Annotated in this window: 18 protein-coding genes and 1 pseudogene; 10 read left to right on the forward strand and 9 right to left on the reverse strand. The window is 73.6% G+C overall.

Going from position 1 to position 16851, the window contains the following annotated elements:
• Positions 1-116: 116 nt before the first annotated feature.
• The 5 genes from AB0E62_RS21225 to AB0E62_RS21245 all read right to left on the reverse strand — a co-directional run bounded on the left by AB0E62_RS21225 (position 117) and on the right by AB0E62_RS21245 (position 4610).
• Positions 117-1451 carry an FAD-dependent oxidoreductase gene (locus AB0E62_RS21225; RefSeq protein WP_362195735.1) on the reverse strand — a complete coding sequence of 445 codons (1335 nt, stop codon included), beginning with the start codon at positions 1449-1451 and terminating at the stop codon, positions 117-119.
• A gap of 199 nt (positions 1452-1650) precedes the next feature.
• Positions 1651-2319 carry a helix-turn-helix domain-containing protein gene (locus AB0E62_RS21230; RefSeq protein ID WP_362195738.1) on the reverse strand — a complete coding sequence of 223 codons (669 nt, stop codon included), beginning with the start codon at positions 2317-2319 and terminating at the stop codon, positions 1651-1653.
• Positions 2320-2475: 156 nt separating this feature from the next.
• Positions 2476-3165 carry an HAD-IA family hydrolase gene (locus AB0E62_RS21235; protein ID WP_362195741.1) on the reverse strand — a complete coding sequence of 230 codons (690 nt, stop codon included), beginning with the start codon at positions 3163-3165 and terminating at the stop codon, positions 2476-2478.
• Positions 3166-3175: 10 nt separating this feature from the next.
• Positions 3176-3895, reverse strand: coding sequence for a phosphatase PAP2 family protein (locus tag AB0E62_RS21240; RefSeq protein ID WP_362195744.1), 720 nt, complete (start codon positions 3893-3895; stop codon positions 3176-3178).
• Positions 3896-4058: 163 nt separating this feature from the next.
• The gene (locus AB0E62_RS21245) at positions 4059-4610 is read right to left on the reverse strand and encodes a DUF5134 domain-containing protein (protein WP_362195747.1); all 552 of its coding nucleotides are present in this window, start codon (positions 4608-4610) and stop codon (positions 4059-4061) included.
• A gap of 188 nt (positions 4611-4798) precedes the next feature.
• On the opposite strand from AB0E62_RS21245, the gene AB0E62_RS21250 reads away from it, so the two are divergent.
• Together AB0E62_RS21250 and AB0E62_RS21255 are read left to right on the forward strand one after the other, a co-directional pair.
• On the forward strand, positions 4799-6499 hold the full coding sequence (locus AB0E62_RS21250; protein WP_362195750.1) for an FUSC family protein: 1701 nt from the start codon (positions 4799-4801) through the stop codon (positions 6497-6499).
• Complete coding sequence (locus AB0E62_RS21255) at positions 6496-7077, forward strand: MarR family transcriptional regulator (RefSeq protein WP_362195753.1); 582 nt, start codon at positions 6496-6498, stop codon at positions 7075-7077. The genes AB0E62_RS21250 and AB0E62_RS21255 overlap by 4 nt, the downstream gene beginning before the upstream one ends.
• 11 nt (positions 7078-7088) lie before the next feature.
• Here the strand turns inward: AB0E62_RS21255 and AB0E62_RS21260 are convergent, their stop codons facing one another.
• Positions 7089-7364: a hypothetical protein gene (locus AB0E62_RS21260; RefSeq protein ID WP_362195756.1), complete on the reverse strand. Its 276-nt coding sequence runs from the start codon at positions 7362-7364 to the stop codon at positions 7089-7091.
• A gap of 596 nt (positions 7365-7960) precedes the next feature.
• Complete coding sequence (locus AB0E62_RS21265) at positions 7961-8353, reverse strand: VOC family protein (protein WP_362195759.1); 393 nt, start codon at positions 8351-8353, stop codon at positions 7961-7963.
• A gap of 57 nt (positions 8354-8410) precedes the next feature.
• On the opposite strand from AB0E62_RS21265, the gene AB0E62_RS21270 reads away from it, so the two are divergent.
• Positions 8411-8950, forward strand: coding sequence for an N-acetyltransferase (locus AB0E62_RS21270; RefSeq protein WP_362195762.1), 540 nt, complete (start codon positions 8411-8413; stop codon positions 8948-8950).
• Between the two features lie 38 nt (positions 8951-8988).
• Here AB0E62_RS21270 and AB0E62_RS21275 read toward each other — a convergent pair whose 3' ends face one another.
• Positions 8989-9672, reverse strand: a complete 684-nt coding sequence (locus AB0E62_RS21275) for a glycerophosphodiester phosphodiesterase family protein (RefSeq protein WP_362195765.1) — start codon at positions 9670-9672, stop codon at positions 8989-8991.
• A gap of 406 nt (positions 9673-10078) precedes the next feature.
• Here AB0E62_RS21275 and AB0E62_RS21280 point away from each other — a divergent pair, with 406 nt between their 5' ends.
• The 4 genes from AB0E62_RS21280 to AB0E62_RS21295 all read left to right on the forward strand — a co-directional run bounded on the left by AB0E62_RS21280 (position 10079) and on the right by AB0E62_RS21295 (position 13995).
• Entirely contained in the window at positions 10079-11476 is a 1398-nt protein-coding gene (locus AB0E62_RS21280) for a DUF6421 family protein (RefSeq protein ID WP_362195768.1), read from the forward strand.
• Positions 11473-12264 carry an SDR family oxidoreductase gene (locus AB0E62_RS21285; RefSeq protein ID WP_362195771.1) on the forward strand — a complete coding sequence of 264 codons (792 nt, stop codon included), beginning with the start codon at positions 11473-11475 and terminating at the stop codon, positions 12262-12264. Before AB0E62_RS21280 ends, AB0E62_RS21285 begins: the two co-directional genes overlap by 4 nt.
• The gene (locus AB0E62_RS21290) at positions 12261-13331 is read left to right on the forward strand and encodes a low specificity L-threonine aldolase (protein WP_362195774.1); all 1071 of its coding nucleotides are present in this window, start codon (positions 12261-12263) and stop codon (positions 13329-13331) included. The genes AB0E62_RS21285 and AB0E62_RS21290 overlap by 4 nt, the downstream gene beginning before the upstream one ends.
• A 73-nt stretch (positions 13332-13404) precedes the next feature.
• Complete coding sequence (locus AB0E62_RS21295; RefSeq protein ID WP_362195778.1) at positions 13405-13995, forward strand: transglutaminase family protein; 591 nt, start codon at positions 13405-13407, stop codon at positions 13993-13995.
• Positions 13996-14422: 427 nt separating this feature from the next.
• Here the strand turns inward: AB0E62_RS21295 and AB0E62_RS21300 are convergent, their stop codons facing one another.
• Complete coding sequence (locus tag AB0E62_RS21300) at positions 14423-15148, reverse strand: lysophospholipid acyltransferase family protein (protein ID WP_362195781.1); 726 nt, start codon at positions 15146-15148, stop codon at positions 14423-14425.
• 276 nt (positions 15149-15424) lie between these two features.
• Between AB0E62_RS21300 and AB0E62_RS21305 the strand changes: the two genes are divergently transcribed.
• From AB0E62_RS21305 to AB0E62_RS21315, 3 genes and pseudogenes are all read left to right on the forward strand, one after another.
• A complete protein-coding gene (locus tag AB0E62_RS21305) occupies positions 15425-15799 on the forward strand; it encodes a thioredoxin family protein (RefSeq protein WP_362195784.1) in 375 nt (124 codons plus the stop codon).
• Between the two features lie 208 nt (positions 15800-16007).
• A complete protein-coding gene (locus AB0E62_RS21310) occupies positions 16008-16517 on the forward strand; it encodes a flavin reductase family protein (RefSeq protein WP_362195787.1) in 510 nt (169 codons plus the stop codon).
• Positions 16518-16733: 216 nt separating this feature from the next.
• Positions 16734-16851: pseudogene (locus AB0E62_RS21315) on the forward strand (electron transfer flavoprotein subunit beta); the annotation flags it as partial.

The raw sequence follows: 16851 nt of genomic DNA on the forward strand, positions 1-16851 counted from the left end.
AACAGTCTGTTGATTTCAGGCCTGTTGCCGCTGTGTGTCCCGCGCGCGGAACACCGCCGCCCGCCGCCGCCGCCCGCCGCCGCTCCGCCGCGACGACTACGGCACTCGCGCGACGCCTACGGCACCCGGGCCGCCGCGAGCAGCGTCTCCCAGTCGGCCAGCTTGACCACGCTCCGCCCCAGCCGCGCCCCCAGCTCGGCCTCGGCCCGCTCGATCGCCAGCCAGCCGCGCCAGGGCACGGGGTCGACACCGGCCGCCCGGAGCGCGGCGACCGGATCCGCGGGCACGTCCGCCCGGCCGAGGGCGGGGGCATCCGCGAAGAGCGAGGTCACCGTCTCCTTGGCGCAGGGCCGGTTGGTGCCGATGACCCCGGTCGGGCCGCGCTTGATCCACCCGGCGACGTACTCGCCCGGCGCGGGCGCGCCGTCCCGCAGCACGCGTCCCCCGCGGTGCGGGACCGTGCCGCCGGCGGCGTCGAACGGCAGCCCCTCCAGGGGGACTCCGCGATAGCCCACCGAGCGCAGCACCAACTGCGCGGGCACGTCCTCGTACCGGCCGGTGCCCCGCACGCCGCCCCGGCCGTCCGGTGCCGTGCGCTCGAAGCGGACGGCCCCCACGCGGCCGCCGGCCTCGAGCAGTTCCACCGGGCGCAGGAAGAACCGCAGCCGGATCCGCCGGGCGGCCGTCCCGGCGGGCCGTGCCGCCCAGTCGCGCAGCACCTCCACATTGCGGCGCTGCCCGGCCGGCAGCGCGCCGGGGCCGGCGGGCTCGAGCGCCAGGTCGGCCTTGTCCACGCTCACCTCGGTGCCGGGCAGGCCGCCCAGCTCGCGCAGCTCCTTGGTGGTGAAGCGGGCCTGCGCGGGACCGCGCCGGCCCACCATGTGCACCTCGGTGAGCCCGCTCGCCGCCAGCGCGTCCAGCGCGGCCTGCGGGATGTCCGTGCCGCGCAGCTCCGCCGCGCCCCGGACCAGCATCCGGGTGACGTCCACCGCGACGTTGCCGACCCCGATGACCACCGCCGACCGCACCCCGCGCAGGAAGTCCGGGTCGGCCGCGTCCGGATGCGCGCTGTACCAGGAGACGAACCCGGTCGCCGGGAAGCTGCCCGGCAGGTCCTCGCCGGGGATGCCCAGCCGGCGGTCGGCGGCGGCGCCCACGCAGTACACCACCGCGTGGTACAGCTCCCGCAGCCGCCGCACCGGCAGGCCGCCGGGGCCGCCCACCCGGACCCCGCCGAGGAACCGCACCCGCTCGTGCTCCAGCACCGTCCGCAGGCTGCCCTGGAGGGACTTCATCTTCTCGTGGTCGGGGGCGACGCCGTAGCGGACCAGGCCGTAGGGGCACGGCAGCCGGTCCAGGACGTCCACCAGGACCTCCGGATCGCGCTGGACGAGGCTCTGGGCGGTGTAACACCCGCTCGGCCCGGACCCGACGACGGCGACACGCAGCACTGCGGTACTCCTTGCCCGAAGGAGGGGCGTGCGGACGCGTCCAGCATGGCACCGGGCGGCTCCGGGCGGGCAGGGCCGGTGGAGTGATCCGGACGGATACGCGCGGGTCGACGGGGGCGGCCGGGTCGACGAGGGCGGCCCGGACAACGGGGTGTGTCCGGGTCGGCGGGTGTGACCGGGGCGGCCGGGCGTGGCCCGGTCAGGGGTGCTCTGGCCGTTCCTCCGTCGCGAAGAAGCGGGACAGGTCCTCGTCCTCCGCCCCCGCGCACGGCGCGCTCTCCGGGGGCGTGCCCATCTCCCAGTCCAGCCCGTACCGCTGGAACAGCTCGGCCCGCAGCACCGGTACGGGCATCGGCACGCCCGGCACCAGCGCCGCGTACACCGCGCCCATCAACAGGGCCCGCAGCATGGGGTAGTCGGCCGAGACCGTCTGCGAGCCGTAGCGGGCCACGGTCTCGCCGAGCAGCTCCGCCAGCCGGCGCTGCTCCGGGCACTGCACGAAGCCCTCGGCGTGCAGCAGGCCCGCCATGTGCTGGCGCATCAGCACCGGCCGGTCCCGGGCCAGGCCCAGGATCGCGTCGATGGCCCGGGCCAGCCGCTCCCGCCCGTCCTCGGTGCGCGGGTCCCGCTCCAGCGCCTCCTCCAGCGTGCGGTGCATCAGCCGGTGGACGGCGGACTGCACCAACTGGCGCTTGCCGGGAAAGTAGTAGGACACCAGTCCGCGTGCCGAGCCGGCCCGGTCGGCGATGTCGCCCAGCGTCGTGGCGTCGAACCCACGCTCGCCCACCAGTTCGACGGCGGCCTGCAACAGCCGTTCTCTGGAACGCCGCCGCAATTCTTCATTGACCGAAGCGCTGCGCGGGGACATCCTGTAACTCCTGCGTTGACTGGCTGCCAGCCAACTATACTCAACGCATCGGGGCACCCGTGTGTTCGGGATCGCCCGGAGCAGCCGTCCGTCTGGGGCGACGCGGGGGATCGTCTCAGACGGACGGCACGGGGCGCCGGACACCGGCGCGCACGCTCAAACCACCAGGTCCAGCACCGGCAGCAGCGCGTCCGGGCGCCGGTTCACGGGCAGATGGTCCACGAAGTGGACCCGGCAGCCGAGCGCGGCCGCGCCGCCGTCCGCCGCCCTGCTGTCACCGACCATCACCACCCGCCGCGGATCCGCCCCGAGCGCCTCGCAGGCGACCGCGAACAGCCGCGGATCCGGCTTCTGCACGCCGTGTTCGTACGACAGCACGTAGGTGTCCACGTACCGGTCGAGCCCGTGCGCGCGGAACACCGGGCGCGGATCCCAGCCGATGTTGCTGACCACGCCGACGCCGATCCCGCGCTCGCGCAGCGTGCGCAGCACCTCGGGAGCGTCGGGGTACGGCGTCCAGGCGGCCGGTGTCATGTGCCGCTCGTACAAGGCGTCGTGCAGGGCGGGATCCGGCAGCGGCACCCGGCGGGACAGGCCCGTGTACGCGGCCCGGTGCAGCCGCGCGCTCTTGTCCCGGACCGCCCAGAGGCCGGCCAGGTCCGCCGGCACCTCCTTCGGCGCGGCACCGCCCGACAGCGCGCCGGCCTCCTCCAACGCCCGTGCCAGGCGCGTGAGTTCGGGCTCGGGCAGGCGGTGTCCGGACTCGGTCAGTACCGCGCGCAGCCAGGACTCGGTGGGCTCGACGCGGAACAGCGTCCCGGAGAAGTCGAACAACACAGCGGTCATGCGCGCGACTCTACCCGCGCCGGTGCTCCGCAGCCCCCGGCCCCTTGCGAGGCCGCTCGTGGACCAGCACGGCCAGCGCCACCAGCAGCGCGCCGAACAGCCAGCCGCCGACCACGTCCGAGGCCCAGTGGACGCCCAGCCAGACCCGAGTGACACCCACCCCGGCCACCGAGACGACCGCCGCCGTCACCGCCGTACGCCACAGGACACGGCCGGCGCCACTTCGGCGCAGCAGCCACAGCAGCAGGCCGCAGACCACGGTCGCGGTCAGCGCGTGACCGGACGGGAAGGCCGCGTAGTGGGCGGAGTCGACCGGGTCCGGCCAGACCGGCCGGGGGCGGCCGACCGCGGCCTTCACCGACTGCTGCACGAGCGTCGCCACCGCGACGGTGGCCGCCAGCCACAGCGCCGTCCACCAGGCCGCGCGGCGCCGGACCAGCCACACGACGGCCGCCGCGCACACCAGGCGCATGGTCAGCGGGTCCCACACCCAGTCCGTCAGCACCCGGCACGCCCGCGTCACCGCCCGGTCGCGGACCGCCCAGCGGTGGGCGGCGCGGGCGATGTCGCCGTCCAGCGTGAGCAGCGGGTGCCAGCGCACCGCGACGAGGGCCAGCAGCAGGACCGAGCAGGCCCCGAGCACCACGGCGGCCCAGGCGGCCGTGCGGTGCGGCGGCCGGCCGGGGGAGGGCGGTGGCGGCGGAGGGGGAGTGGTGGGACGATCGCGCATGCCGTGATCCTTGTGGATGCGCGAGCCACGGCCAAGCCCGGCATGGCCGGAGGCCGGAGGGGAGCGCGGGCGTACGCGTCCACGAGCGAGCGCCGCGCGGTGCGGAACACGAGCCCGCGTGGCACGGCGGGGCGCCCCCGCACGGGCCCGCGGCGCGGCGTCCTCACATCGCCAGCAGCATCGTCACCATGCCGATCCCCATCGACAGCCGGCAGGCCCGGGCCAGTTCCGGGCGGTCGCCCCAGCGGTCCGGTGCGGTCCCGGCCAGGGGGGCGGCGGCGGGCACCAGCCGGGCGCCGGAGAACAGCACATAGCCGGTGAAGTAGAGCAGCAGGGCGCCGGTCAGCAGCGGTACGCCGGTGCCGCCGTGCCCGTGGTGGGCGGCGGGCGGCGCCCCGGCCATCGCCACCGCCATGTAGACCATCGCCGCGCTGCCCACCAGGTGGTGCAGATGGGCGAGGCCGCCGCGCACGGTCCACAGCGCGCGCAGCGCCGCCGCGCCGAACACCGCCGCGTACACCGGCCACGCCCACCCCGGCGGGGTGAACACCGCCGCCGGCACGGCCATCGCGGCCATGCCGAAGCCCATCAGCGCCTCGCCGCCCGCGGCCCGGCGCTGCTCCGCCACACCGCTGCGCATCCGCAGCAGGCAGTAGGCCCCGGTCGCCGCGCACAGCGCCACCAGCAGCCAGGCTGCCGACACCGGTCCGTGCATGCGCACCTCCCGCTCGACGGTCGCTCCGGAAACGCTCCGGGCCCGTTCTCCAGGGACGCCATGCCCAAGGGCGGCGGGGTGCACGCGAGCGCAAGGAGGTACGCGGGGAGCATCCGGGGGAGCACACGCCGTCACACTCTGGCCGGGCAGATTATTTTACGAGTAAAACACGTGCTAATTTTGATGGCATGAGCAGTGCGACGCCCCACCGTCTTCCCCTCGCCGGAGTGCTCCGCCTCGGCCGCCCCTCCGACATCTGGTTCAAGCCCGCGCTGAGCGCGGTCGTCGCGGTCGCCCCGCCCAACCTGACGCTCCTCGCGCTCGGCCGGCTCGATCTCGCCATGTACACGATGGCCGGTTCGCTGTGCGCGCTCTACGGCCACAACCGGCCCTACGCCGCCCGCGCCCGCACCCTGGCCTGGGTGGTGCTCGGCATGGTCGGCGGCCTCGCCGTGTCCCTGCTCGCCGCCGCGCTGACCACCAGCGCCGTCGTCCTCGTCACCGTCGGCGCCGTCCTCGCCGCGGTCCAGAAGACCGTCTGCGACGCCACCCGGGTCGGACCGCCCGGCAACGTGGTCCTCACCTTCATCAGCTCCGCCTCGCTCTTCGTCCCGCAGGCCCTCGGCGGGCTGCCGGGCCACCTCGGGCTGGCCCTGGCCGCCGGCGCCTGGGCCTGGCTGGTCTGCATGGCGCCGGGGCTGCTGCGCCCGCACGGCCCCGAGCGCCGTGCCACCGCCCAGGCCCTGAACGCGGCCGCCGCGTACGCCGGCACCCGTGGCACCGGCGACGGCCACGCCCGGGCCCGCGCCGCCTGCGCCGCCGCCATCCACGCCGCCTGGCAGTCGCTGCTCGCCGCCGGCGCCCGCCCCGACGGCACCCGCCGCGCCCTCGAACAGCTCCTGGTCCGCGCCGAGGTCGCCCTCGCCGCGCCCGCCGACACCGACCCCGAGCGGCTGCGCGCCTGGGCCCGCGCCCTGCGCGGCACCGGCCGGGTCCCGCGCGTCGCGCCGACCGCCGCCTCCGCCGACGAACTCCTCGGCGTCGCCGCCGAGCAGTCCCTGCCGTCCCCCTCCCTCCGGCGCCGCCTCGCCCCCCTGGCCCCGCTGGCCGTACGCACCGCGCTCGGCTGCGCCCTCGCCGGCTACGCCGCCCTCGCCCTCGGCGTCGGCCGCCCCTACTGGGCGCTGGTCACCGCGGCCTCCCTCTACCAGGCCAACGTCACCCTCACCTGGAACCGGGCCGTCCAGCGGGTCGTCGGCAACCTCGTGGGCGTCCTCGTCTTCGCCGCCCTCGCCCCGCTCACCCATCTGCACCCCGCCGCCCTGGTGCTGGTCTCGCTCGCCCTCAACTTCGGCGCCGAGGCACTGATCGGCCGCAACTACTGGCTGGGCAGCGTCTGCGTCACCCCGATGGCGCTGCTCATCACCGAGTTCGCGCGCAGCCAGGACGCGGCCGAACTGATCACCGACCGGGTCGTCGACACCCTCATCGGGGCGCTGGTCGGCTTCGCCGCCGCCGTCGCCGTCACCAACCGGCGCGCCGGCGCCCGCCTGGAGCACGCGCTGACCGCCGCCGAACGCGCCCGCGAGCACGCCGCCCGCCTGCTCGCCGAGCCGCGCCCGGAGCCCCGCGCCCTGGAGTCCGCCCGCCGCACCCTGGCCGGCGCGCTGGTGGACCTGCGCGCCACGGCCGACGCCGCCGCCGGCGAGTGGTGGCAGCGCGCCCTGCCCGAGGACCGGGTCGTGCTCACCGAGCAGGCCGGACACCGTACGCTCGCGGCGACGGTACGGCGCCAGGGGCTCGTACCGCGGGACCGGGACGAGCACCCGGGCCGGGCGCCGGGCGGCGACCGGAACCCGGACAGGACGACGGAGGACATACGGCCATGACGGCGACGAACGGCGGACCGACGCCCGGAAGCGACGCGACCGGAGAGCGGTCCGGTCCCGGCCCCGGGGCCGCGCGCGGTGACACCGTCTCCGCCGTCGTCCGCCAGTGGCAGGCCGTCCACCCCGAGCTGGACACCGGCCCGATGGAGATCATCGGCCGGATCAACCGCTGCGCCGCCCTGCTCCAGCAGGCCGAGGACGCCCCGCTGCGCCGGGCCGGCCTGAGCCGCCCCGAGTTCGACCTGCTCGGCGCGCTGCGCCGCACCGGCCACGAGCTGACCCCCGGCGAACTGGCCCGGGAGACCTTCTCCTCCGGGGCCGCCGTCACCAAACGGCTCAAGCAGCTGACCGAGCGCGGCCTCGTCGAGCGGCGCGGCGACACCCGCGACCGGCGCGTGGCCCACGTCCGGCTCACCGAGGCCGGCCGCGGCCTGGTGGACGGCATCCTGCCCGAGCAACTCGCCTACGAGACGGCCGTGCTGTCCGTCCTGCCCCCCGGCGACCAGGACGGACTGGCCGGCCTGCTCGCCGAGTTGCTGGACCGCCTGGAGGGCCGGATGGGCGCCCTGCGGGCCTGACCCGCCGGACGTCACAGGACGTCGCGCACCGTGCGGCGGTACGTGGAGCGGCGGTGGACGATCTCCGGCCAGCGGTCGCCGTACACAGTGCGGGTGATGGGCGCCTCCCGGAGGAAGTCGTGCGGGAAGCCCAGCGGGGCGGCGCTCACCTCGTCCAGACGGGCGCGCGTCCGCGTCGAGCCGGACCCCGTGGGTGCCGCCAGGTTGTCCGCGAGCCGCTCCGGCCGGGTGGCCGACACGATCGGCACGACGTTCCCGGGCCGGCCCAGCCGCCGGGCCAGGGCCACCTGCGCCGGGCTCCAGCCGCCCGCTCTCGCCGCGCCGGTACTTCCCGGTGAGCCGCCCCGCCGCCGACGGCGCCCGGGCGAACACGGCGAGGTCGAACGCCCGGGCCTGCGGCAGCAGTTCACGCTCCGGGGCGCGCTCCAGCAGGCTGTAGCGCAGCTGCGGGCCCGCGAAGCGTCCAACCGCGCAGTTCCGCGAGGGTGTCGGCCCCCGCGATCTCCCAGGCCGGCCAGTCCGGCGCCCCCACGTAGAGGACCTTGCCCGCGCGGATGGTGTAGTGGTCGGCGATGCCGACGAAGGTGCAGCCCGTGTCGGCTCAGACGTCGAGGACCGGTGCTGGTGGCGTTGCCGGCGCCCCAGTCCCGGTCCTCCCCGAAGGTCATGGTGCCCAGCGCCGGCTCGTTGACGCGCAGCCCGGTCCGTCCGGACAGCGTGTACCGCACGGGTGCTTCTCCCCCTTCGCGGACGGCCGCAGGCCCTCACCCGCGGCACGGCCGACGTCAGGAGCTGGAGCGCCCTCGAAGGCAAGCAGCCGCCCGGCCCGCGAACGTGCCCGGTGACGGCTGCCGCCGCCCCGGGCACGTCCTCGGGGCGGACCTCAGATGCCGGGCCGGTACCGCAGGGGATGGTCCGCCGGGATCTCCACCAGGACGACCGGCGTGCCGTCCGGGTCCTCGATCCACATCTCGACCAGGCCCCACGGCTCCTTCACCGGGGGCCGCGTGATCGTCACCCGCCGCTCCCGCAGCTCCTCGTACGCGGCCGTCACGTCCTCGACCTGCCACCACAGCCGCACCGCGGGCGCGGGCGGGGCGTCGGACCGGCCGGACAGCTCCAGGAAGCCGCCGCCGAGGAAGTACACCGTGCCGCGCTCGGGGCCGGTCCCGAACTCGCGGTAGACGGGAAGGCCCAGCTGTTCGCCGTAGAAGGCGCGGGAGCGTTCGGGATCGGAGGGCCGGATCAGGATCCGGCTGCTGAGTACATGCACCATGCAGCAGGGTTACCCTCTTCGGTGCCCCGGCCACGCCCGAGATCGGAGACCACCGTCATGGACACCCCCGCCACCGGACTCACCTTCCGCGACGCCACCGACGCCGACGTGGACGCCCTCGTCGCGCTGGTCGAGTCGGCGTACCGGGGGGAGAGCAGCCGTGCCGGGTGGACCACCGAGGCGGACATCCTCGAGGGGCAGCGGACCGACCCCGAGGGCGTGCTGGAGGTGATCAAGTCGCCGGACAGCCGGCTGCTCGTGGTGGAGCGGGACGGCCGCATCGTCGCCTGCTGCCACCTGGAGCACCGCGGCGACCACGCCTACTTCGGCATGTTCGCGGTGAGCCCCGGCCTCCAGGGCGCCGGACTCGGCAAGACCGTCATGGCGGAGGCGGAGCGCCGCTGCCGGGAGACCTGGGGCGTCGGCGAGATGCGCATGACGGTGATCTCCGTGCGCGACGAGCTGATCGCCTGGTACGAACGCCGCGGCTACCGCCGTACGGGACAGACGTCCCCGTTCCCGTACGGCGACGAGCGCTTCGGCATCCCGCGCCGTGCCGACCTGGAGTTCGAGCTGCTGGTCAAGAAGCTCGCGTGAGCGTTCCGCCGCCGGGGCCTACGCCGTGAAGCCGGGGCCTACGCCGTGAACCGGCCCGTGCGCTTGATCTCCGGGTAGTCGGTCGTCGCCCCGTCCAGCTCCAGGGCGCGCACCAGCCGCAGCTGCTCCTGGGTGTTGACCACCCAGCCGAGGATCCGCAGCCCGGACGCGCGCGCGTGCTCGACGATCTCCAGGGTGAGCCGGCGGACGTTCAGACACACGGTCGCGGCGCCCGCCGCGACCGCGCGGTCCACCACCTCGGTGCCGTACCGGCTCGCGACCAGCGCGGTACGCACCCCCGGCACCAGGCGCGCGATCTCGGTGATCGCCTCGTCGTGGAACGAGGACACCTCCACCCGGGCGGTCAGGTCCCGCGCGCGCATCACCTCGGCCAGCGCCCGGGCCGCCGCCACGTCCTTGATCTCGGCCTGCAACGGCGTGCGCACCGCCTCCAGCACCTCCTCGAAGACCGGCACCCGCTCGCCGCGGCCCGCGTCCAGGGCGCGCAGCTCCGCGAGGGTCTTCTCGGCGATCGCTCCGGAGCCGTCGGTGGTGCGGTCCACCTCGGCGTCGTGCATGACGACCAGGGCGCCGTCCTTGCTCAGGTGCAGATCGAGTTCGATCAGGTCCAGGCCGGCCCGCTGCGCGGCGACGAAGGAACGGAGGGTGTTCTCGGGCTCGACGCCCATGACCCCGCGATGACCGATGGTAAGGAAGTTCAAGGTTCGACTCGCTTCCGTCGACGGCGGCTCGGCGACGCGCGGACCGACGGACCCGTGCCCGGACGTCGTCGTCCACGCGGCAAGGCCGCAGCCTAATGGCCGGGGCGTGCGATGGACCCGCGGTTGCGCCGGGCATCGGGGAGCCCGGGCAAGTGCCGGTTGGCCGGTAACCGCCCCGGCCGTCGCCCTCGCGTGGGCGTGTCTCCCGTCTCCTTGACCGACCGGTGCGCCGTCACGCCGGGGAGCGCGCGCCGTCGGCGAAAGTGAGCGCGATCACGGTTTGTGGCAGGAAAAACATCGGTGACCATGGAGGTGGGCAGAAGAATTTCCGGCCCCTGCTCTTGCTGAAGCAAACAGGGACGGCTTACGGTGACCACACGCGAGGTTCTCCCGTGGAGGATGGGACATGACGGAAATTCTTGTGCAGGCAGGCGTGGAGGAGCGGGTTCCTTCGCTGACCAGGGTGGTTGAGCACCCGGCCTGGACCGTGCTCAAGGATGCCGTGGAGCGGATCCGGCCATGGCAGTCGAAGGACGGATCGATCGACTTCGACGCCGAGGGCGCCCCGTCGCGGGCCGACGCCGTGGCGGCCGTCGAGCGCGTCGCCGACGCGGTCGGGCGGCTCTCCCCGCTGGTCCCGCACGACGCCGCCTACCACCAGGCCCTCGTGGAGGATCTGCGCCGCTGGGCCGAGGGCGGGTTCGAGGTCCCGGACTTCCTGGATTCGCTGCTGGCCTTCCAGCCCGCGGCGCACCGCGTGGACGGTCTCCAGCACCTGGTCGTCTTCCCCATGTACACGCAGAACGGCAACCCGGACCGCAACCTCGAAGCGGTCGTGCTGCGCATGGTCTGGCCGGACTGGCTGGCCGAACTGGAGCGCACCCGGTACGACAACCCGCTTTTCTGCGGCATCACCTTCGAGGACTTCACCTCGGGCTACGACACCAACTCCGCCGTCCTCTTCCCGGAGACCATCGCCGTCCGGGAGGCGCCGGAACAATTCTCCTGGGGTGGCATCTTCTGCGACCGCGAGGCCGCCCGGTTCCGCCGTGTCACCGCCGCCGCCGTGGACATCCTGGGCCTGGAGCTGCCCGAGGACATCGCCGCGATGGTGCACGACCAGAAGCGCTGCGAAGAGGCCTTCGTGCTGTGGGACATGGTCCACGACCGCACCCACAGCCACGGCGACCTGCCGTTCGACCCGTTCATGATCAAGCAGCGCCAGCCGTTCTGGATGTACGGCCTGGAGGAGCTGCGCTGCGACCTCACCGCCTTCAAGGAGGCCGTCAAGCTCCAGGCGGACGGCGTCCCGCAGGCGCGTGACGTGCAGTACGCGGTCCTCTTCGACCGCATGTTCCGCTTCCCCGTCACCGGCGACCGCAACCGCAACTACGACGGCCTCGGCGGCCAGCTGCTCTTCGCCTACCTGCACCGGCACGACGTCGTCCGCTGGACCGACAACAGGCTCTCCATCGACTGGGAGCGCGCTCCGCGGGTCACCAACCAGCTGTGCGCCGAGATCGAGAAGCTCTACCGGGACGGCATCGACCGCCCCAAGCTGGTGCACTGGTTCGCCGGCTACGAACTGGTCTCCACCTACCTCGCCCCGCATCCCGGTTCCAAGTGGGCCAAGGGCCCCGACGCCCTGGACCTGACCCAGCCGCCGCGCAAGCTGGTGGACGACGTGCTTCCGGACGAGTTTCCGCTGAGCATGTTCTATGAGGCGCTGGCGAAGAAACTGAAGAATGTGATCGCCTCCACCAAGGGCATCACGGCGGACGGCGCCGAGCGGACCGCCGCATGAGCGTCCGCGTCCACAACACGGTTCAAGAGGGGAAGAACGTGGCGAACAACGGGTCTCTCAGTGGTGCGGTGATCGCGGTGGCCGGCGCGGGCGGCCCCGCCGGGCACGCGGCGCTGGTCCGGCTCGCCGAGGCGGGCGCGGTCGTCGTGGGCGCCGACAACAACCCGGAACGCCTCGCGGAGGCCGTCGACGCGGCGCGCTACGCCCGCGGCGGCGCCACGGTCACCGGCGAGACCGTCGACCTGCTCGACCTGGCGGACACCCGGGCCTGGGCCGCGCGCATCGAGAAGGACCACGGCCGGATCGACGGCCTGGTCCACCTGGTGGGCGGCTGGCGCGGCAGCGCCACCTTCGCCGACGCCGACCTCGCCGACTGGGACCTGCTGGAGAAGCTGCTCGTCCGCACCGTCCAGCACACCTCCCTCGCCTTCTTCGACGCCCTCCAGCGCAGCGACCGCGGCCGGTACCTGCTCATCAGCGCGGCCGGCGCGTCGAAGCCGACGGCGGGCAACGCGGCGTACTCCGCCGCCAAGGCCGCCGCCGAGGCCTGGACGCTCGCCATGGCCGACGGCTTCCGCAAGGCCGGGGGCGAGCAGGGCCCGCGTTCGGCGGCTGCCATCCTGGTGGTGAAGGCGCTGGTGCACGACGCGATGCGCGCCGAACGCCCCACCGCGAAGTTCGCGGGCTTCACGGACGTCAAGGACCTGGCCGAGGCCATCGAGGACGTCTGGAGCAAGCCCGCCGCAGAAGTGAACGGAAACCGTCTGTGGCTGACCGAGAAGCCGTGAACCCTCCCAAGACCGACGCGCGTCGCCATCACGACCCGCAGGTCCGCGGTTTCGCCAGTGACAACTACGCGGGGGTCCACCCCGAGGTGCTGGCCGCCCTGGCCCTGGCCAACGGCGGCCACCAGGTGGCGTACGGCGAGGACGACTACACCGAGCACCTCCAGCGGATCGTCCGCAGCCACTTCGGCGCCACCGCGGAGGCCTTCCCGGTCTTCAACGGCACCGGCGCCAACGTGGTCGCGCTCCAGGCGGTCACCGACCGCTGGGGCGCGGTGATCTGCGCCGAGAGCGCGCACATCAACGTCGACGAGGGCGGCGCCCCCGAGCGCATGGGCGGGCTGAAGCTGCTCACCGTGCCCACGCCCGACGGCAAGCTCACCCCGGAGCTGATCGACCGGCAGGCCTGGGGCTGGGAGGACGAGCACCGGGCCATGCCGCAGGTCGTGTCGATCGCCCAGTCGACCGAACTCGGCACCGTGTACACGCCCGAGGAGATCCGCGCGATCTGCGAGCACGCCCACGCGCACGGCATGAAGGTGCACCTGGACGGCTCCCGGACAGCCAACGCCGCCGCCTTTCTCGACGTGCCCATGCGGACGTTCACCAACGCGGCCGGCGTGGACATCCTCTCGCTGGGCGGGACGAAGAACGGCGCGCTGTTCGGCGAGGCCGTCGTCGTCATCAACCAGGACGCGGTGCGGCAGATGAAGCACCTGCGGAAGATGTCCATGCAGCTGGCCTCCAAGATGCGCTTCGTCTCGGTGCAGTTGGAGGCCCTGCTCGCCAAGGACCTGTGGTTGCGCAACGCCCGGCACGCCAACGAGATGGCCCAGCGGCTCGCCGAGGGCGTCCGCGCGGTGCACGGCGTGGAGATCCTCTACCCGGTGCAGTCCAACGGTGTCTTTGCCCGGCTTCCGCACGACGTGAGCGAGCGGCTGCAGAAGCGGTTCCGGTTCTACTTCTGGGACGAGGCGGCCGGGGTGGTGCGCTGGATGTGCTCCTTCGACACCACGGAGGACGACGTCGATCTGTTCGTGGCGGCGCTGAAGGAGGAGATGGCCCGCTGACTTCTTGCATAGATATGCGATCACCTGGAAAGTCATTGACGCCCGGGTGATCGCGTTCCTATGCTCTGCGGCCATGGAGCTGATCCAGAACACCGCCGACCTGTCCGCCTACCTGGCCGCGGACGAGGCCATCGACCACCATCACCCGGTGGTCCGCGAGACCGCCGCCCGTCTCGCGGCCGAGGTCACCGACTCGTATGAATATGCGCGGTCCGCGTATGAGTTCGTACGCGACACCATCCCGCACTCCGCGGACTCCGGCGACCCGCGCGTCACCTGGCGCGCCTCCGACGTCCTGACCCTGGGCACCGGCATCTGCCACGCCAAGTCCCACGCCCTGGCCGCCCTGCTGCGGGCCGAGGACATCCCGACGGCCCTGTGCTACCAGCGGCTGACCGACGACGCGGGCGGCCATCTGCTCCACGGCCTGGTCGCCGTGCGCTTCCACGGCGCCTGGCACCGGCAGGACCCCCGCGGCAACAAGCCGGGTGTGGACGCGCGGTTCTCCCTGACCGGCGAACGACTGGCCTGGATCCCGGACCCCGCGGCGGACGAGAGGGACTACCCGGGCCTCTACGCCGCCCCCCACCCGGCGGTCCTCACCGCCCTGCGCACGGCCCCCGACCGCCCGGCCCTGTGGAAGACCCTCCCGAGCACCCTCTGACCCGAACGCCCACCCGCGCCGGCGGGTGCCCCACACCAGCCGGGCCCCGCTCTGGCGGCGTGCCCGAAGAGGCGCGGGGAACGGCGCGCCCGGCCGCGACGACCGGTACTCGGGACACGACCGTTCCCGGGCGGCGGGTGGCTCGCGCCACAGGCCGGTCCGCTCAAGGGGGCGCGGGGGACTGTGCGCCGGGCCGTAGACGACCGGTACCCGGGATGCGGGGGAGTCCGGGGGCGGGTGGCTCGCGTAAAGTCCGGTCCGCTCCGGCGGCGTGCCCGGAAGGGGCGCGGGGAACGGCGCGCCCGGCCGCAGACGACCCGTACCCGGCACACGACCGCACTCCGACGGCGGGTGGCCCGCACGCAACCCGGCCCGCCTGACGACAACGCGCATCCGAGGGCGCGAAAACGGACGTGCGCCGCAGGCCCTACGCCTGGACGGCCCGCAGCTGCTCCGCCGTGGGTGCCGTACCGCCGAGGTGCGCCGGCAGCCACCAGGAGTCCTCCGGGCCCTTGGGGCGGCCCGGGTACGCGCGCTGCGCGGCCTCCAGCAGTTCCTGGACGCGCTCGCGCAGCCGGCGGGTGATGGCACCGGCGTACTGGTCGCGGGGCGCCTGCACCGCCTCACCGACCCGCACGGTGACGGGCAGGTGGCTGCGCCTGAAGTTCCGCGGCTGCCCCTTCGTCCACAGCCGCTGCGTCCCCCACACGGCCATCGGGATCAGCGGGACGCCCGCCTCCTGGGCCAGCCGGGCCGCACCGGACTTGAAACTCTTCAGCGTGAAGGACTGTGAGATCGTCGCCTCCGGGAACAGCCCGATGACCTCACCGGAACGCAGCGAGTCCAGCGCGTGCGCGTACGCCGCCTCGCCCTGCCCGCGGTCCACCGGGATGTGCCGCATGCCGCGCATGAGCGGCCCGGAGATCCGGTGCCGGAAGACGGACTCCTTCGCCATGAAGCGCACCAGCCGCTTCTGCGGCAGGGCGGCCAGACCGTTGAAGATGAAGTCCAGGTAGCTGATGTGATTGCTCACCAGCACGGCGCCGCCCGAGCGCGGGATGTTCTCCGATCCCTTGCAGTCGATCTTCAGATCCCAGACCTTGAACGCCGTCTTGGCGATACCGATGACGGGACGGTAGACCAGCTCTGCCATGGGCGGGGTGTGCCCTTTCTGCTCTGCTCGGGAAAGGGGGCTCCCGGCGGGAGGGTTACGCAGCCGTAGGTTTACGGCGTCTCGCAGATCGTGCCCGAAGAACGTACGGGTGGCCAGTTCTGGTGCCCCCTTGACGCGAGATCCTCGTCACGTCGGCCTACACCCCACCTCGGATCTTTAAAGCCCCTTTACCTTCTCGGAGGTCGTCACCGGGAATCTTCGCGGTCCCGGGACCGGTTGTGCTGATGACGACCGGACCGGCGGTGCGCCCCTGACGTGCCCCGCCGCGACGAGCCGCGCCGGCGGCGGAACGGGAGAGTGCGGGTGGGCGGGCGCGACGACGGCAGGCGGATAGGGGCGGCCGAACTCGGCGCGGAACTGGGGGAGCGCGCCACGCTGGTGCAGTTCTCCAGCGCCTTCTGCGCGCCCTGCCGGGCCACCCGGCGAGTCCTCGGAGAGGTCGCCGGGATGGTCCCGGGCGTGTCCCACGTCGAGATCGACGCCGAGGCCCACCTGGACCTCGTCCGCGCGCTGGAGATCGACAGAACACCCACCGTCCTGGTCCTGGACGCCGGCGGACGGGTGGTGCGGCGCGCCGCCGGTCAGCCCCGCAGGGCCGATGTCATAGCGGCCCTGGGAGAAGCGGTATGAAGAGGGCCCGCCGCGCGGTACGCCGGCTTCCGGATCCCGGAAGCCGCTTGACGGTCCGCCTCGCCGGTGGCCAACCTGACCGCATGCCGACAGAACTCCTTCTCCACGGGCGGGCCCACATCGACCTGGCCCGTACCGCGAGCGCGCGGTGTCCGGGCCGGTGAGTACCCGCGGACCCGCTCGTGACCCCCGGCAGAAGGACAACTCCATGACGGCCACGCCCGAACTCGGCACCCCCCAGCTCGCCTCCCCGGACCTGCTGCGCTCCGCCTTCCGCCGGCACGCCGCCGGTGTGGCGGTGATCACCGCGCGCGGCGCCTCCGGTCCGGTCGGCTTCACCGCCACCTCCCTCACCTCCGTCTCCGCCGAACCCCCGCTCGTCTCCTTCGGCATCGGCACGGGCGCCTCCAGCTGGCCCGCGATCGCCGAGACGGACCACGTCGGCGTGCACATACTCGGCGAGCACCAGAGCGACCTGGCCGCCACCTTCGCGCGCAGCGGCGCCGACCGCTTCGGCGCGCCCACCGTCTGGCAGGAGGGTCCGGAAGGGGTGCCGGTGCTGGACGACGTGCTGGCCTGGCTGGTGTGCCGGATCGTCGGGCGGGTCCCGGCCGGCGACCACCGCATCGTGCTCGCACAGGTCGTTCTCGGCGACCCCTCGGGCACCGGCCGCCCGCTCCTCTACCACCAGGGCCGTTTCAACGGCCTGCGGGATTGATCACCCCGCACGCCCCCTCGCGCCCGTCGAGTTCCGGTTACGCTGCGTTGCGAAGGTCACAGTTCAAAGCGCTTGCTTAGCGGGCAGGAACTGGATGTACTGACGAGTAATATTTCGTTCGGAGCGCGCGGACGCCCCGACCGGGATCGGCCGCTTGAGGCGCCTATGCTGCCTGCAAGAGGCAGCCCGAAATGACGATGCAGTAGGAGAGCCGGCGTGAGCTTGAGGATCGTTGTCACTGTGAAGTACGTGCCCGACGCCACTGGCGACCGGCACTTCGCCGATGACCTGACCGTCGACCGCGACGACGTGGACGGTCTGCTCTCCGAGCTGG

Source organism: Streptomyces sp. NPDC038707, from assembly GCF_040636485.1.
Lineage (GTDB): Bacteria > Actinomycetota > Actinomycetes > Streptomycetales > Streptomycetaceae > Streptomyces.

Coding starts and splice junctions, on each gene's coding strand:
- AB0E62_RS21230 (WP_362195738.1), bottom strand. CDS start 2,319: ATGTCCCCGCGCAGCGCTTCGGTCAATGAAGAATTGCGGCGGCGTTCC.
- AB0E62_RS21235 (WP_362195741.1), bottom strand. CDS start 3,165: ATGACCGCTGTGTTGTTCGACTTCTCCGGGACGCTGTTCCGCGTCGAG.
- AB0E62_RS21240 (WP_362195744.1), bottom strand. CDS start 3,895: ATGCGCGATCGTCCCACCACTCCCCCTCCGCCGCCACCGCCCTCCCCC.
- AB0E62_RS21245 (WP_362195747.1), bottom strand. CDS start 4,610: ATGCACGGACCGGTGTCGGCAGCCTGGCTGCTGGTGGCGCTGTGCGCG.
- AB0E62_RS21250 (WP_362195750.1), top strand. CDS start 4,799: ATGAGCAGTGCGACGCCCCACCGTCTTCCCCTCGCCGGAGTGCTCCGC.
- AB0E62_RS21255 (WP_362195753.1), top strand. CDS start 6,496: ATGACGGCGACGAACGGCGGACCGACGCCCGGAAGCGACGCGACCGGA.
- AB0E62_RS21265 (WP_362195759.1), bottom strand. CDS start 8,353: ATGGTGCATGTACTCAGCAGCCGGATCCTGATCCGGCCCTCCGATCCC.
- AB0E62_RS21270 (WP_362195762.1), top strand. CDS start 8,411: ATGGACACCCCCGCCACCGGACTCACCTTCCGCGACGCCACCGACGCC.
- AB0E62_RS21280 (WP_362195768.1), top strand. CDS start 10,079: ATGACGGAAATTCTTGTGCAGGCAGGCGTGGAGGAGCGGGTTCCTTCG.
- AB0E62_RS21285 (WP_362195771.1), top strand. CDS start 11,473: ATGAGCGTCCGCGTCCACAACACGGTTCAAGAGGGGAAGAACGTGGCG.
- AB0E62_RS21295 (WP_362195778.1), top strand. CDS start 13,405: ATGGAGCTGATCCAGAACACCGCCGACCTGTCCGCCTACCTGGCCGCG.
- AB0E62_RS21300 (WP_362195781.1), bottom strand. CDS start 15,148: ATGGCAGAGCTGGTCTACCGTCCCGTCATCGGTATCGCCAAGACGGCG.
- AB0E62_RS21310 (WP_362195787.1), top strand. CDS start 16,008: ATGACGGCCACGCCCGAACTCGGCACCCCCCAGCTCGCCTCCCCGGAC.